This window comes from Thermocatellispora tengchongensis, from assembly GCF_014202315.1.
Taxonomy (GTDB): Bacteria; Actinomycetota; Actinomycetes; order Streptosporangiales; family Streptosporangiaceae; genus Thermocatellispora; species Thermocatellispora tengchongensis.
This window is the reverse complement of sequence record NZ_JACHGN010000008.1, coordinates 324,861-338,776: the sequence shown is the minus strand read 5'-3', so window position 1 is coordinate 338,776 and position 13,916 is coordinate 324,861. Positions and strand designations below refer to the sequence as shown.

General features: G+C 71.5%; 14 protein-coding genes. 4 read left to right on the top strand and 10 right to left on the bottom strand.

Features of this window, described 5'->3' with window-relative positions; translation table 11 throughout:
- The 4 genes from HNP84_RS20895 to HNP84_RS20880 form a co-directional block, all read right to left on the bottom strand.
- Positions 1-366, bottom strand: a complete 366-nt coding sequence (locus tag HNP84_RS20895; protein WP_185051435.1) for an extradiol ring-cleavage dioxygenase — start codon at positions 364-366, stop codon at positions 1-3.
- Positions 367-404: 38 nt separating this feature from the next.
- The gene (desA, locus tag HNP84_RS20890) at positions 405-1,805 is read right to left on the bottom strand and encodes a syringate O-demethylase (protein WP_185051434.1); all 1,401 of its coding nucleotides are present in this window, start codon (positions 1,803-1,805) and stop codon (positions 405-407) included.
- 243 nt (positions 1,806-2,048) lie between these two features.
- Entirely contained in the window at positions 2,049-2,744 is a 696-nt protein-coding gene (locus tag HNP84_RS20885) for a response regulator (protein ID WP_185051433.1), read from the bottom strand.
- A 16-nt stretch (positions 2,745-2,760) separates the two neighbouring features.
- Positions 2,761-4,380 carry an ATP-binding protein gene (locus HNP84_RS20880; RefSeq protein ID WP_221336510.1) on the bottom strand — a complete coding sequence of 540 codons (1,620 nt, stop codon included), beginning with the start codon at positions 4,378-4,380 and terminating at the stop codon, positions 2,761-2,763.
- A gap of 265 nt (positions 4,381-4,645) precedes the next feature.
- Between HNP84_RS20880 and HNP84_RS20875 the strand changes: the two genes are divergently transcribed.
- The 3 genes from HNP84_RS20875 (at position 4,646) to purU (ending at position 6,949) form a co-directional block, all read left to right on the top strand.
- Positions 4,646-4,921, top strand: a complete 276-nt coding sequence (locus HNP84_RS20875; RefSeq protein ID WP_185051432.1) for a muconolactone Delta-isomerase — start codon at positions 4,646-4,648, stop codon at positions 4,919-4,921.
- Between the two features lie 212 nt (positions 4,922-5,133).
- The gene (locus tag HNP84_RS20870; RefSeq protein WP_185051431.1) at positions 5,134-5,997 is read left to right on the top strand and encodes a methylenetetrahydrofolate reductase; all 864 of its coding nucleotides are present in this window, start codon (positions 5,134-5,136) and stop codon (positions 5,995-5,997) included.
- Positions 5,998-6,091: 94 nt separating this feature from the next.
- Positions 6,092-6,949: a formyltetrahydrofolate deformylase gene (purU, locus tag HNP84_RS20865; protein ID WP_185051430.1), complete on the top strand. Its 858-nt coding sequence runs from the start codon at positions 6,092-6,094 to the stop codon at positions 6,947-6,949.
- Positions 6,950-6,991: 42 nt separating this feature from the next.
- Here the strand turns inward: purU and HNP84_RS20860 are convergent, their stop codons facing one another.
- Positions 6,992-7,738, bottom strand: coding sequence for a siderophore-interacting protein (locus HNP84_RS20860; RefSeq protein WP_185051429.1), 747 nt, complete (start codon positions 7,736-7,738; stop codon positions 6,992-6,994).
- A gap of 205 nt (positions 7,739-7,943) precedes the next feature.
- Between HNP84_RS20860 and HNP84_RS20855 the strand changes: the two genes are divergently transcribed.
- Positions 7,944-8,210, top strand: coding sequence for a hypothetical protein (locus HNP84_RS20855; RefSeq protein ID WP_185051428.1), 267 nt, complete (start codon positions 7,944-7,946; stop codon positions 8,208-8,210).
- Positions 8,211-8,229: 19 nt separating this feature from the next.
- Here HNP84_RS20855 and HNP84_RS20850 read toward each other — a convergent pair whose 3' ends face one another.
- The 5 genes from HNP84_RS20850 to HNP84_RS51175 form a co-directional block, all read right to left on the bottom strand.
- Entirely contained in the window at positions 8,230-9,513 is a 1,284-nt protein-coding gene (locus HNP84_RS20850) for a TIGR04013 family B12-binding domain/radical SAM domain-containing protein (RefSeq protein ID WP_312925352.1), read from the bottom strand.
- Positions 9,514-9,576: 63 nt separating this feature from the next.
- Entirely contained in the window at positions 9,577-10,794 is a 1,218-nt protein-coding gene (locus tag HNP84_RS20845) for a family 1 glycosylhydrolase (RefSeq protein ID WP_185051426.1), read from the bottom strand.
- On the bottom strand, positions 10,795-11,631 hold the full coding sequence (locus HNP84_RS20840; protein WP_185051425.1) for a carbohydrate ABC transporter permease: 837 nt from the start codon (positions 11,629-11,631) through the stop codon (positions 10,795-10,797).
- The gene (locus HNP84_RS53215; RefSeq protein WP_221336509.1) at positions 11,631-12,557 is read right to left on the bottom strand and encodes a carbohydrate ABC transporter permease; all 927 of its coding nucleotides are present in this window, start codon (positions 12,555-12,557) and stop codon (positions 11,631-11,633) included. The genes HNP84_RS20840 and HNP84_RS53215 overlap by 1 nt, the downstream gene beginning before the upstream one ends.
- Positions 12,558-12,573: 16 nt before the next feature.
- Positions 12,574-13,872: an ABC transporter substrate-binding protein gene (locus tag HNP84_RS51175; RefSeq protein ID WP_221336508.1), complete on the bottom strand. Its 1,299-nt coding sequence runs from the start codon at positions 13,870-13,872 to the stop codon at positions 12,574-12,576.
- Positions 13,873-13,916: the final 44 nt, after the last annotated feature.

Below are 13,916 nucleotides of genomic sequence, written 5' to 3'. Positions count from 1 at the left end.
TCACACCTTCTTCCCGAGCCGGTCCCGCAGGAACGCCTCGTGCTCCATGCCGGCCTGGTGGGCGCCGATCTCGGTGATGCGCACCGGATCGACCGCGGAGATCTTCAGGATGAGGAACAGGTTGCCGCCCAGGCGCACCATCTCGCGCCAGTCGCGGGCCAGCACCGCGGCCTTCTCCTCCTCGCTCAGGCCGAAGCGGTCCAGGTAGGCGCGCTCGTCGGCCCGGAACGCGGCGCGGTTGGCCGGGTCGCCCAGCCCCATGGCCATCTTGTTGATCCGGTAGCCGCGCAACTGCCGCTCCCGGTCCAGGAGCGGCGTGTCGGGTATGCGGTCCGGCTCCCCGGCGTGACTGTCGGGCCCGCTCATGGGCTTCTCCCTCGTCTCGCGGGATCGGGGACGGCCGTTCAGGGGGTCGCCGCCCGCCAGCCGCCGTCGGCGTAGACCTTGCGGGCGACCTCGGCGTAGGGCACCGGGCTCACCGTGGCGCCGATCTCGAACTGGCCGTGGTCCTCGACGGTGAGCTTGCTCGTGCCGCCGCCGGCCTCGCCCCACACCAGCGTCACCTGGGCGCCCGGTTCGGCGTGCTCGGCGTCCACCATGGCCAGCGTCAGCATCTTGCGCTCGTTCCAGCTGTAGCCGATCCAGGTCGAGATGCCCGCGGGCTCGCCGTGCGCCTTGACCAGGTCGTACGGGTGCATGGAGTAGACCGCGGACGGGAACTCGAACCACTTGGCCGGGGCGCCGCGTTCGAGCTGCGAGCCGACGGCCTTGAGGAAGTCGTCGTTGTGCAGCGCGAGCGTGACCTTCTTGCGGTGCGGGCGGCCGGCCATGGCCTGCAGCGCCTCGCGGCCGATGAAGTCGTGGTCGAACTTCACGAAGGCCCCGTAGCCCAGGTCCCACGGCGTCAGGTAGTAGTCCTCGATGCGCTCGGAGACGAAGCTACCGCCGATGGAGGCGTTGGCCTCGTAGCCGTCGGCCGGCAGCCACTGCCGGTAGCTCTTGAGCGCATCCCCGGTGTAGACGGCCGGCAGGGGCGAGGGGATCCAGCCCGACTCCAGGGTGTTGGAGGAGTACGCCCGGCCGCCGACCAGGCGCATCCCGAACTCCTCGCCGGCCTCGACCAGCGCCTGGTGCACCTCCTCCCGCTCGGCCCACGGCCCGAACAGCTCGTATCCGGGCTGCCCGGCCATGCCGTGCCGCAGCGCGCGCACGGTCCTGCCCGCGATGGTCATGGTGGTCATGTGGAAGAACTTCAGCTCGGGCGCGGGCCGGCCGGTCGCCTTCTCGATCACCTTGGCCGCGTTCGGCCCCTGGATCTGGTACCGGTACGACCTGCGGTTGAACGGGTCGGTCCGGGCCGCCGAGCGCTCGTCGAGCGCCGTGGTGACGTCGTATCCGCCGGTCTCGGCGTGGAAACGCACCCAGTTCAGCGCGGGAATCCGCCCGACCAGGTTGAAGGTGTTCTCGGCCAGGCGGAACAGGATGACGTCGCCGATCACGTAGCCGTCGGGGGTGCACGGCACGAACTGCTTGGCACTGTCCACGGGGAATCTGGCGAAGCTGTTCACCCCCAGATAGGACAGCAGTTTCAGCGCGTCGCCCCCTTCGACCAGCAGCTCCGCCATGTGGTACGACTGGTTGAACAGGACGCAGGTGTGCTGCCAGGCGTACTGCTCATCGCGCCAGTTCGTGTACTCCGGGGGAACGCCGGGATAGACGTTCGGCCCGGCGGGAAGATTGCGCAGATAATCCGCCACATTGGTCTGAACGCCGTTGAGAACGTCTTCGAGGCTCGTGCGGGGCATGATGATTCTCCCGTTATGCCGGCGGCCGTGCTCATCGCGGCCTGACCTGGATGTTACGCAGGGGAAACCTGGCCGCGGATTACGCAATTGACGGCATTTACGGGGTCGCCGGTCCCGCGCCGGACAGGACAAATGACGTAGCCGGGTCAGGTCGTGGCCGGGTCAGGGCGGCGGGCCGGCTCGGCAGGTCAGGTCGGCGGGTTGGCTGGGCGGGTCAGGGCGGCGGGCCGGCTCGTAGCCGGGTCAGGTCGGCGGCGGGACCAGCCCTTCGCGCATGGCGACCAGGACCGCCTGGGTGCGTGAGCGCAGCCCCAGCTTGCCGAGCAGGTTGCTGACGTGCGTACGCGCCGTCCGCTCGCTGATCACCAGCTTGGCCGCGATCTCGCGGTTGGAGCGGCCCTCGGCGACCAGGACGAGCACGTCGCGCTCGCGGCTGGTCAGGGCGGCGACGCCGCTGTGCGGGGAGCGCATCTTCTGGGCCAGGCGCCGGGCCACCGTGACGTCCAGGAAGACGTCGTCGTTGGCGGCGGCGTAGATGGCCGCGGCGACCTCGGACGGCCCGGCGTCCTTGAGCAGGTATCCGGCCGCGCCGTTCTCAAGCGCGGCGTGGATGCGCTCGATCTCGCCGAAGCTGGTCAGGATGACCACGCGGACGGCCGGGAAGCGCCGGGCGATCTCGGCGGTCGCCTCCACGCCGTCCATCTTCGGCATCATCAGGTCCATCAGCGCCACCCGCGGCAGCGGCTGCCGGCGGACCTGGAGCGATTCCAGGCAGTCGATGGCGTCGCGGCCGTTGGCGGCCTCGCCGACGACCTCCACGTTCTCCAGAGCCTCCAGGTAGGCGACGACGCCACGCCGCACCACGGCGTGGTCGTCCACCACCAGGACGCCGATGGTGCCGGTGCTGGTGCCGGTGCTGGTGCCGGGTTGCACGGTCATGGGGTCCTCAGGTGTGTCATGGGGTCCTCAGGCGCTCTGACAGTCGTTCGTGGGCGGTGGGCCTGCGCGCCACGGCCGTGGGCGGTGCGGCGGGCAGCGCGGCGGGCAGCGGGAGCACGAGGCGGACGACGGTCCCCCCGGCGGGATCGGAGCTGGTGGTCAGCTCGCCCGCCCACCGGCCGGCGCGTTCGCGCATCGCGGTCATGCCGAAGCCGCCGTCGTCGGCGGGCGGGTCGGCGGTGCGCGCCGGCATGCCGCGCCCGTCGTCGGCGACCTCGGCCGTCAGCCGCCGCTGGGCGCCGCGGCCGGTCACCCCGACGGTGATCGTGACCCGGGAGCCGTGCGAGTGCTTGACGCTGTTGTGCAGCGCCTCCGCGATCACGCGGTAGACGTCCTCGCGCAGCTCGGTCTCCAGGTCGTCCAGCTCGTCGCGGGGATCGCTGATCGAGACCCGCACGTCGAAGCCGGTGCGGCCCATGGTGGACTCGGCGAGCGCGGCCAGGGCGGCCGGCAGGCCCTGGTCGGCGAGGGCGGTGGGGTGCAGGTCGGTCACCATGGCCCGCAGGTCGCCCAGGACCGCCTTGGAGATGTGGCCCAGCTCCTCGGCCACGCGCATCACGTACGCCGAGTCGACGACGGTGTCGCGGCCGGAGAGCATGGCCAGCGACTTGACCTGCATGCCCATCGAGAAGACCTGCTGGACCACGGAGTCGTGCAGGTCGCGGGCCAGGCGCTGGCGCTCCTCGCGCCGGGCGACCTCTCGCTCGCGTTCGAGCAGGGCGGCGTAGTGGACGGCCTGCGCCGCCTGCTCGGCCATCGCCAGCAGGAAGTCCAGTGCGGTGCTGCCGATCTCCTGGCCGGGGGCGTAGAAGGCGTTGAGGATGCCGACGGGCTCGCCGCGCACCATCAGCGGGACGCTGGCGAACCAGTCCCACTCAGGATGCCGCATGTAGTCCTGCAGCGGCTTCCAGGCCGGATCGGACATGATCATCTCGTACCGGTGCGGCACGACCACCGGACGCCGGGAGGTGAACGCGTCGATCATGCGCAGGTCGGCGCCGGCGTCCAGGCACTCGACGAGGAGGTCGAAGAAGCCGGCCGCCTGGCCGAACCCGGCGGTGCCCATGAGCTGGAACCGCTCCCTGGTGACGTTGACCGTCACGATCTGGACCCCCGCCAGGGCGTCGGCCTCCAGCACCTCCTTCGCCAGGGCGTCCAGGGTGCTGCTCAGGGAGCGTTTGGCGGCCACCCGGCCGGCGGCGCTGGCGATGGCGGCCAGCCGGCGCTGGTGCCGCCGGCTCTCGGTGACGTCGCGGAAGGCCACGATCCGGTCGCCGCGGGCGGTGAGCTCCCTGACCCGGTAGGCGAACTCGCGGCGCGGCCCCGAGGGGGGCTCCCACACGGCGACCGCCTCGGCCGCCACGCCCTCCTGGGCCTCGCCGGAGCCGCGGCGCGGGAACGGCGACGGGGCGCCGGCGACGCCGGCCGCGTCGAGCCCGCACAGCGACAACGCCGCCGGGTTCGCCTGGACGAAGCGGCCGTCGGGGTCGATCACCGCGAGCCCGTCGGGCGTGCGTTCCAGCAGCGTGCCCGCGTCGAAGCGGCGCGCACGCTCCATCCCGGCGTCACGCACCATTGCCGGCGTCCTCCTCGGGGGGATCGGGGGGAAAGGCACGTCGCGTCGTCCCTGCGCGCGTACGCGACGCCACCGCCCCTATCATGCCGCCGTTCCCCCGCGACGGCACTACTTCGGCCCCGATGCCCGGACAGAATAGGACATTTGACGTAGTCGGGCCCTCCGCAGGAGACGCGGCGGCGGGGGCGCGGCGTCCCATCACGTCACGGCGCCGAAACCCTACGGTCGAAACCGATCCGCCGACGACCACACGGGAGAGACCGCGATGGAGTTCCTGGTCCGCTTCGAGACCCGCCTGCCGGACACCATGGGCGAGGAGGAGCGCAAGCGGCTGCGGGAGGCCGAGCGGGCGCGGGCCATGCGGCTGCGCGAGGACGGGCTGCTGAAGCGGCTGTGGCGGGTGCCGGGCCGGCGCGCGGTCGTCGGCCTGTGGGAGGCCCCCGACGCCACCGCCCTGCACGACGCGCTGGCGTCGCTGCCGCAGTTCCCGTGGATGGACGTCACGGTCGAGGCGCTGGCCGTCCATCCGCAGGAGGTTTGACCTACGTCACTTGTCGCGCCCCGGGCGGGACGGGCGCGGGCGCAGGTGCCGTCATCCGCGTCGTTTCCGGGACCTCGCCGATCTTTAGTGTCGGTCGAGGAGGGGCCCGATGCCCGGCATCCGGCCCGGACTTCCGACGTACACGCATCGCGACCGCCCCAGGCGCACGGGCGGTCGCGGGCTGCCTGCCTCGATGAAAGGTCCCGTCCCCCATGCCATCTCACAGTCCGGCCGGAGCGATCGGCCGCCGGCGCGCGCTCGGGCAGGCGTTGCACGCCATCAGCTACGAGGTGCTGCCGTTCAGGAACACCGAGGAGTCGGTCCTCGCCCACGTCCCGCGCACCGTCCCGCTGACGATCACCACGACCGAGGCCAAGGGGCTCGCGCCGACCATCGACCTCGCCGTACGGCTGACCGGCCACGGCTACTCGGCCGCCCCCCATCTCGCGGCCCGCCTGGTCAGGGACAAGCAACAGCTCACCGACATCGTCGCCCGGCTCAGGGAGGCCGGCGTCGAGGAGGTCTTCGTCATCGGCGGCGACGCCCCCGAACCCGCGGGGGCCTTCCCCGACGCCCTCTCGCTCCTGGAGGCGCTGCACGCGGCGGGGCACCACTTCCGCCGGATCGGGATCGGCGGCTACCCGGAGGGGCACGGCAGCATCGGCCGGGAGCTGATCGACCGTGCCATCGAGCAGAAGTCCAGGTACGCCACGCACGTCATCACCCAGCTCTGCTTCGACGCCGCGACCACGATCGCCTGGGCCGGGCGGCTCAGGGAGCGCGGCGTGGACCTGCCGGTACGGGTCGGCCTGCCGGGAGCCGTCACCCGGCAGAAGCTGATCCGCATCTCCGCCGGTCTCGGCCTCGGCCAGTCGGCCCGCTTCCTGAACAAGCAGCAGAACCTGCTGTGGCGCTTCTTCCTCCCGGGCGGCTACAGCCCGAACCGGCTGGTGGAGCGCCTGGCCCCGCACGTCGCCGAGCCCGGCGGCCCTCTGGCGGGCTTCCACTTCTTCACCTTCAACGAGCTGGACAAAACCGAGTCCTGGCGGCGCCGGATGCTGGAGCGGGCCCGTTGAGCGGCCAGGTCATCGACGAGCCGATCGCGACCGTCGCCGGGCCGGACACCGCCGGGCGGCACCCGGCCTCCCTTCTCACCAGCCTGGAGCGCTCATGACCGGACAGTGCGTCCTGATGTTGTCCTGCCCGGACACCCCGGGCATCGTGTACGCCGTCGCCGGCTTCCTCGCCGACCGGTGGTGCACCATCGTGCAGAGCCAGCAGTTCGACGACCCCGACAGCAGCACCTTCTTCATGCGGGTGCAGTTCGCCCACGCCGACGGGCAGGCGCTGTCCGTGCCCGATCTGCGCCGCGACTTCGAGCAGGTCGCCTCGCGGTTCGGGATGACCTGGCGCCTGGTGGACGCCCACGAGAGACAGCGCGTGCTGATCATGGTGAGCAGGTTCGGGCACTGCCTGAACGACCTGCTCTACCGCGACTCGGTCGGCGAGCTGAACATCGACGTCGCCGCCGTCGTCTCCAACCACCCCGACCTCGCGCCGCTGGCCGGCAACTACGGCGTGCCGTTCCAGCACATCCCGGTCACGCCGGACACCAAGCCCGAGGCCGAGGCCCGGTTGCTGGAGATCGTGCAGGACGAGCGGATCGATCTGGTGGTCCTCGCCCGGTACATGCAGATCCTCTCGCCCGAGCTGTGCAAGCACCTCGACGGCCGGGCGATCAACATCCACCACTCGATGCTGCCCAGCTTCAAGGGCGCGCGCCCCTACCACCAGGCCCACGCGCGCGGGGTCAAGGTCGTCGGCGCCACCGCGCACTACGTCACGGCCGACCTGGACGAGGGGCCGATCATCGAGCAGCAGATCACGCGGGTGGACCACTCGATGACCGCCGAGGAGTTCGCCGCGCGCGGCCGGGAGGTGGAGTGCCGGGCGCTGGCCCGCGCCGTACGGTGGCACACCGAGAACCGGGTGGCGCTCAACGGCCACAAGACCGTGGTCCTGCGCTGATCGCGGCGGGCACGGCGGGCACGGCGGGCACGACGGCGGCCGTCACAGGCCCGCCTTGCCCGTCGCCCAGTAGGGCTGGGTGGACACGGCGGCGCGGCTCAGGCCGTGGCGTTCGCGCAGCAGGGTGCGCAGGCGCTGGATGGTCTGCCCGTGCCCGGACAGGTAGGCCCGGTACGCGCCCGCCCGCTCGCCGCCGAGGCCCGCCGCCTCCGCGCCGCCCGCCTCCACCCAGGCGAGCAGCGCCTCGCCCGGCCGCTCGCGCTCCGGCAGGACCTCCAGGCCCGGCAGCAGCTCGCCGGCCGGCTCGCGCTCCCCTTCGGGCACCTCCACGGCCCCGGTGACGGGTACGCCCGTCCACTGGATGAGGGAGTGCCACAGCCCGACCGTGGTGCCGTCGCCGAACACCAGGTATCCGCCCGCGTCCGCGGCCGGCCGGAAGCCGCGTGCGCAGGCCGGCAGCGACGGGATGACCCGGTCGCCGGTCTCCAGCCGCGACAACCACGCCTCCCCGGGCGGCAGCCCGGCCTCGGCCCCGGTGTGGTGCCGGTAGAACAGGATCGACATCGTGCCCTGCTCGGCGTCGAACGCGTCGGGGGTGTAGTGCCGGAACTCGGTGGGCGTGACCCGGAACGAGGTCACCTGGCACGGCGTCCACACGTGGCCGCGCAGCCCCTCACCCCGCAGGTGGAGGCGCCGGAACGACGGCGAGAGGTCCTCGATCTTCTCTACGGTGCACGGTACGCCACGGGACTCGAAGGCCCGTGCGACCAATGCGGGAAACCGCGGCATCTTCGGCTCCAGGACATGCGGGGAGTACGTACGGCGAGCCGGGAACGGGCTCGGGCCGCAATCTTGCAACAGCCTGTTGCTATTAGGCAAGGCTTACTTTAGTTCTCCTCGCCACGGGTGGGCGTCAGGGGGTTCCGGAGGCGGGGCGGGGCGTCCCGTCTGCCAAGCTGGAAAGCGGCACTCCCCCCGGGAAGGGGGGACGCACGTGCGGATCATCATCGGCGGCGAGCGCTACCGCGTCCGCACCGGCATACCGGTCAGCCCCCGTCTGCGCGACGCGGTCCGGGAGGTCGAGGACCCCGGCACCCCGTACGGCCTGCGCGTCGTGGCCGCCCTGGTGGTGCTGGAGCACCTGCTCGGCGTCGATGCGTTCACCCGCCTCATCGACCGCCTCGACGACGACAACGACCCCCTCGACATGGAGGCGCTGATCGCCGCCGCCCGGGAACTGGCCGCCCAGCCGGCGAACTGAGCCGGAGCCGCCGGGCCCCTCAGCCGGTGGTGCGCCTGCGGGGGGTGCGGCGCGGATATGCCTTGGCCGCGGCCGCCAGGCGTACGGCGTGCTCGGCCTGCTTGCGCCAGTGGCCGTAGGCGTCGCCGCGCTGCGCGAGCCGGTCCAGCTCGGTCATCGTGGCGAGCGGGATGAAGGCGGGCTCGGCGTCGCGCCAGGGAGTGCCGGGGAGCGGCATGAACGTGTGGGTGTGGATGCGGGCGCCGAGGTCGGCCAGGTCGGCGGCCAGCTTGAGCGAGGCGGCCTGGTCCTCCTCGGTCTCGCCCGGCATGCCGAAGATGAAGTCGACGTTGGGCCGGAAGCCGTGCTCGGCCGCGATCCTGACGGCGTCGCGCACCGGAGAGGTGTCGTGGCCGCGGCCGGAGGCCGCCAGCACCCGGTCGGAGCCCGACTGGGCGCCGATGATGAGGTTGTCGTTGGCCACGTAGCGCTTCAGCAGCCGCATGGCCTCGGGGGTGACGTGCTCCGGGCGCACCTCGGAGGGGAAGCTGCCGAAGAAGATCCGGCCGTTCGGCGGCAGCTCCTCCTTCACGCCCGCCAGCAGCTCCTCCACCGCGCCGAGATCGGGGTCGGGCCCCGGCGAGCCGTACGACAGCGAGGTGGGCGTGATGAACCGGACGTCGCGCAGGCCCCGGCCGGCCATGGCGCGCACGTGCTCGCGCACGCTGGCCACCGAGCGGTGGCGGAACTGGCCGCCGAACATGAACGGCGTCTGGCAGAAGCGGCACGTGTAGCGGCAGCCGCGGGTGATCTCGATCGGCCCGTTCCGGCCGGTGAAGGAGGGGAACGCGTCGAGGGGGAGCTGCGGCGCGGGCCCGGTGCGCAGCGCGACCCCGTCGGCGTCGCGGATCGCGAGGCCGGGGACCGAGGTGAGCGGCTCGTCGCGCTGGAGCGCCCGGACCAGGGAGATGATCGTGGACTCGCCCTCGCCGATCCCGGCGAGGTCCCAGCCGGCGTCGATGACCTGCTGCGGCTCGGCGGTGGCGTGCACGCCGCCCGCGATGTGCAGCCCCCGGCCGCCGCTGAGCGACCTGACCGTGGCCAGCTCGGCCGCCATGGCCTCGGCGTCGGGCGAGTAGAACGACCACAGCACCAGCACCCGGCCGGCGCCGGTGGCCAGGATGTGCTCCGCGGTCTCCTCCGGGGTGGTGCCGAGCCGCAGCTCGTGCTCCACCCCCGCGGTCTCCAGGGCGGCGAGCAGCGCGTGCACGCCGTACGTCACCGCCTTGCGGTACCGGACCACCACACATACTGCCTGCGCCACGTCCGGCAGCGTAGCCGAGGCGGCGGCATGCCGCATTCGGGCGCCGGGACGCCGGCCGTGCCCTCAGCCGCCGTCCGGGGCGCGCATGAGACGCCTGCACTCCTCGACGGCGGCGGTGGGGACGCGCCGCAGGACCCCGGCGCCGTCGGGTTCGAGGTCGTACAGGCCCATGGGCACCAGCCAGCGCCCGACCGGGTCGGTGCTCTCCCGGTACAGCCAGTCCACCAGGGCGAACAGCGGCCACCAGGTGTATCCGACGACCGGCACGCCCTCCCGGCGCAGGCGGTGGACCAGGGCGATGCCGTCGCGCAGCCACTCGGCGCGCTGCTCGGGGGTCCCGGCCCTGCTGGTCTCGGTGAGGAAGACCGGGCGGCCGTAGCGTGCGGCGAAGTCGCGCAGGACCTCCTCCAGGCCCGCGGTCCCCGCCTCCACCGGCACCGGCCTCGCCGAGCCCGGCTCGAAGCGCGCGGTGGTGAACGCCGGGTAGTAGTTCACCCCGACCACGTCGGGCGTCACGGCGTCCTCGCGCAGCGCGGCGAGCTGGGCGTCGTCCACGCCGTGCTCGCGCAGATAGCCGTGCAGCGGGTGCTCCTCGTCCACCCGCCCGGTGACCAGGTCCATGATCAGGTATCGGCGCTCCCGCATCAGGGCGAGGTCGAAGGGGAACCACTCGCCCTCGTACCGGAAGCTCGCCTCCACGTGCACGAAGGACGCCTCCGGCTGGACCTCGGCGATGCCGCGCTGGGTCGCCACGATGCCGCGGGCTATCGCCATGGCGAGCTTGACGAACCCGTCATGGCCGGTCAGGCCGGGCGGCCAGGTGCCGTTCTCGCCGCAGTAGACCGCGTTGATCGTCGGCTCGTTGAGCGGGGTCCACACGTGCAGCCGGCCCCGGTAGCGCTCGGCGACCCGGGTGGCGTACTCGGCCACGCGGTCCGGGTAGCCCGCGTTGAGGAACTGGTTGTCCAGCCAGGTCGGTGTGCCGTAGTGCATCAGATCGACGACGCAGGTCAGGCCCAGCTCCGCCAGGCGGTCCACCACGCGGTCCAGCCAGTCCCACCGGAAGCGGCCGGGCTCGGGTTCGAGGAGGTGCCAGGGGATGCCCCAGCGGATCATCTCCGCGCCGGTGGCGGCGGCCAGGCCGAGGTCCTCGTGCCACAGGTGGTAGTGCTGGGTCAGCTCGTACTCGTCCAGCCTGCGCCGGCCGGGGTACTCCTGCGGGATGAAGGTGTCCTCGATCCCGACGGCGAAGCGGAGCCGCCCGTCCTCGAACCATCGCATCTATCTGATCCCCGTCGTCGCGACGCCGGCCACGAACCGGCGCTGGATGATGATGAAGAAGACGACCACCGGCAGGAGTGTCAGGACCGACGCGGCCATCAGCGGGCCGTACTCCACCACGTGCTGTCCCATGAACAGCGCGAGGCCGGCGGGCAGGGTCTGCCGTGAGGTGTCCTGGCTGATGATCAGCGGCCACAGCAGGTCGTTCCAGTTGTACATGAAGTGGAACAGGCCCAGGGTGAGCAGGGCGGGCACGGCGAGCGGCATCACGATCCGCCAGTAGATGCGCCACTCCGAGGCGCCGTCCACCCGGGCCGCGTCCTCCAGGTCCCGCGGGATCGACAGCAGGAACTGGCGCAGGAAGAAGATGCCGAAGGCGTTGGTCAGCCTCGGCACGATGAGGCCCTGGAAGGTGTTGATCCACCCGAGGCCGGCCAGCAGGTCGTACAGCGGGATGAGCGTGACCTGGAAGGGCACCATGAGCAGCACCAGGACCAGGACGAAGACTGCCCCCTTGCCGCGGAAGCGCAGCCTGGCCAGCGCGTAGGCGGTCATGGAGTCGAGCAGCAGCGAGCACACGGTGACCGCGCCCGCGAAGACGACCGTGTTGAGGAACAGGCGGGTGAAGGGCAGGCGCTCCCACACGCCGATGTAGTTGTCCAGGGTGAAGGTCTCGGGCAGCAGCCGGGGCGGGAAGGAGACGATCTCCGGCTCGGGCTTGAAGGAGGTCGCCACCATCCACACCAGGGGGAACAGCATGGCCAGGGCTATCGCCAGTCCGGTGGCGGCGGTCAGCAGCCGCCAGGTCAGGCGCAGCGCGCGGTTGTCCTGCGGCATCAGTACGTCACCGACCGCTTCCTGAAGTAGGCGACCTGGAGCATGCTCAGCACGAAGATCAGCAGGACCAGCGCCCAGGAGATCGCGGCCGCGTAGCCGAACTGGAACTCCTTGAAGCCGATCCGGTAGGTCATCATCACCAGCGTCTCGGTCCTGAAGAACGGGCCGCCGTGGGTCATGACGAAGATCTGGTCGAATGCCTGCAGCGTGGCGATGGCGGCCAGGATCACGATGAGCATCGTCTGGTTGGCCAGCAGCGGCCAGGTGATGCGGCGGAACCGCGGCCAGGGGCCCGCGCCGTCGACGCGGGCCGCCTCGTACAGGGCCGTGGGGATCGACTGGAGGCCGGCGAGGTACATCACCATGTAGAAGCCGACGTTCTTCCAGATGCCCACGATCATCACCGCCGGCATGGCCAGCGACGGGTCGCGGAGCCAGCCCTGCTCGGACACGATGCCGATCTGCGACAGCCAGTGGCTGAGCAGCCCGATGTTGGGATCGAGCAGGAAGCTCCAGGCGATGGCCACGACGGCGAGGGAGATGACGACCGGGACGAACACCGCCGTCCGCACGAAGCCGCGCAGCGGCATCCGCCGGTTGAGCAGGAGCGCCAGCCCGAGGGCCAGCGCCACCGAGACCGGCGTGGTCACCGCCGCGTAGTAGAGCGTGTTGACCAGGGCGTTGCCGAAGGCGGGATCGGACAGCAGCGCGCGGTAGTTCTCCAGCCCGATCCACCGGGCCGGGGTGAACACCTCGTAGTCGGTGAACGACAGGTACAGCGCCTGGAGCATCGGCCAGACCACGAACACGCCCAGCACGGCCATCGTCGGCAGCATGAACAGCCACGCGGCCCTGGCCTGCCGCCGTCCGGCCGAGCCGGGCCGGCGGCGCGGCGCCCCGCCGGCCGCGGGTACGGAGGTCGTCACGGTTGCCCTCCCGGTGTCACTGGGCGTTGTCGAGCACGGCCTGGATCTCCTTGTCGGCCTGGCCGAAGACCTGCTCGATGTCGCCCTTGCCGTTGAGCACGCGCTGCAGGGCGGGCTCGAAGAGCGTTTCGTTGACCTTCTGGAACTCCTGCACGCCCGCCAGGTAGAACCGGGACTTGTCGGCGTCCTGGCCGAAGAGCGCCGAGTAGGGGTTGCCCTTGAGCTCATCGGCCGTCAGGTCGGTGCGGTTCGGCGGGAAGCCGGAGTTGGCCGACCAGTACGCCTGCGACTCCTTGCTGTTCCAGTAGGCGAAGAAGTCGCGCGCGGCCTGCTTCTTCTGGCCGGTGGCCCGGGAGCTGAGCGTGAAGGCCACGCTGGTGCCCAACGTCACCCGGGCCTTGGGGCCCGCGGGCGGCATGGCGATGCCGAAGTCGATGCCGGCCTGCTCGAAGCCGGTGGTCATCCACGGCCCGACGATCTCCATCGCCGCCTTCTTGCTCTGGAAGAGCTTGTCGGCGTCGGCGCCGCTCAGCCCCACCGGGGCGATCTTGTCCTTGGTGATCAGGCCGGCCCAGTGCCGGGCGGCCTCGATGGTGGCCGGGTCGTCCAGCATCGCCGTGCGCCCGTCCTCGGAGACCACGCCGCCGCCGTTCTGCCAGAACAGGATCGGCCACATCGCGATCGTGGCGTGGTCGGCGATGGCCAGGCCGTACTGCTCCGGCTTGCCGTCGCCGTCGGTGTCCTTGGTCAGCTTCCTGGCGTAGTCGCCGAACTCGTCCCAGTCGGCCGGGGGCTTGTCCGGGTCCAGGCCCGCCTCGCGGAACATGTCCTTGTTCCAGTAGAGCTTCAGCGTGGTGAAGTTCATCGGGACGCCGTACCTCTTGCCCTTGAAGACGGTGGCGTCCACGGCGGAGCGCACCAGCACGTTCTCGTCGATCCCCTGTGGGCCGTAGAGGTCGTCCAGCGGCTGGAAGACGTTGCGGGCGGCGTACTGCGGGATCTGCGCGGTGTCCATCGCCGCGATGTCGGGGCCGGTGCCGGAGCCCAGGCTGGGCAGCAGCTTGTCGAAGAACACGTCCCAGGGCATGATCTCCATCTCGATCTTCACCTTGTCCTGTGACGAGTTGAACTTCGACACGATGCCCTCGACCGCCGCCCGGTCGGGGCCGGTGAAGCCGTTCCAGAACTTCAGGGTGACCGGGCCGCCGGAGCCTCCGGCGTCGCCGCCGCCCTGGCCCTGGCCGGCGCATGCGGTCGACATCAGGGCGATGGCGGCGGTCATCGTGACGAGCCAGGTCCGGCTGCGCAACCTCATGACAATCTCCTCTCCCCCCCGACCTTTTCACCGGCCTCGTGGCC

What these genes read in the sequence shown, in the direction of transcription:
- HNP84_RS20875 (WP_185051432.1), top strand. Translation starts at nt 4,646, where the DNA reads ATGGAGTTCCTGGTCCGCTTCGAGACCCGCCTGCCGGACACCATGGGC.
- HNP84_RS20895 (WP_185051435.1), bottom strand. Translation starts at nt 366, where the DNA reads ATGAGCGGGCCCGACAGTCACGCCGGGGAGCCGGACCGCATACCCGAC.
- HNP84_RS20880 (WP_221336510.1), bottom strand. Translation starts at nt 4,380, where the DNA reads ATGGTGCGTGACGCCGGGATGGAGCGTGCGCGCCGCTTCGACGCGGGC.
- HNP84_RS20840 (WP_185051425.1), bottom strand. Translation starts at nt 11,631, where the DNA reads ATGCCGCAGGACAACCGCGCGCTGCGCCTGACCTGGCGGCTGCTGACC.
- desA (WP_185051434.1), bottom strand. Translation starts at nt 1,805, where the DNA reads ATGCCCCGCACGAGCCTCGAAGACGTTCTCAACGGCGTTCAGACCAAT.
- HNP84_RS20885 (WP_185051433.1), bottom strand. Translation starts at nt 2,744, where the DNA reads ATGACCGTGCAACCCGGCACCAGCACCGGCACCAGCACCGGCACCATC.
- HNP84_RS51175 (WP_221336508.1), bottom strand. Translation starts at nt 13,872, where the DNA reads ATGAGGTTGCGCAGCCGGACCTGGCTCGTCACGATGACCGCCGCCATC.
- HNP84_RS20845 (WP_185051426.1), bottom strand. Translation starts at nt 10,794, where the DNA reads ATGCGATGGTTCGAGGACGGGCGGCTCCGCTTCGCCGTCGGGATCGAG.
- HNP84_RS20870 (WP_185051431.1), top strand. Translation starts at nt 5,134, where the DNA reads ATGCCATCTCACAGTCCGGCCGGAGCGATCGGCCGCCGGCGCGCGCTC.
- purU (WP_185051430.1), top strand. Translation starts at nt 6,092, where the DNA reads ATGACCGGACAGTGCGTCCTGATGTTGTCCTGCCCGGACACCCCGGGC.
- HNP84_RS20860 (WP_185051429.1), bottom strand. Translation starts at nt 7,738, where the DNA reads ATGCCGCGGTTTCCCGCATTGGTCGCACGGGCCTTCGAGTCCCGTGGC.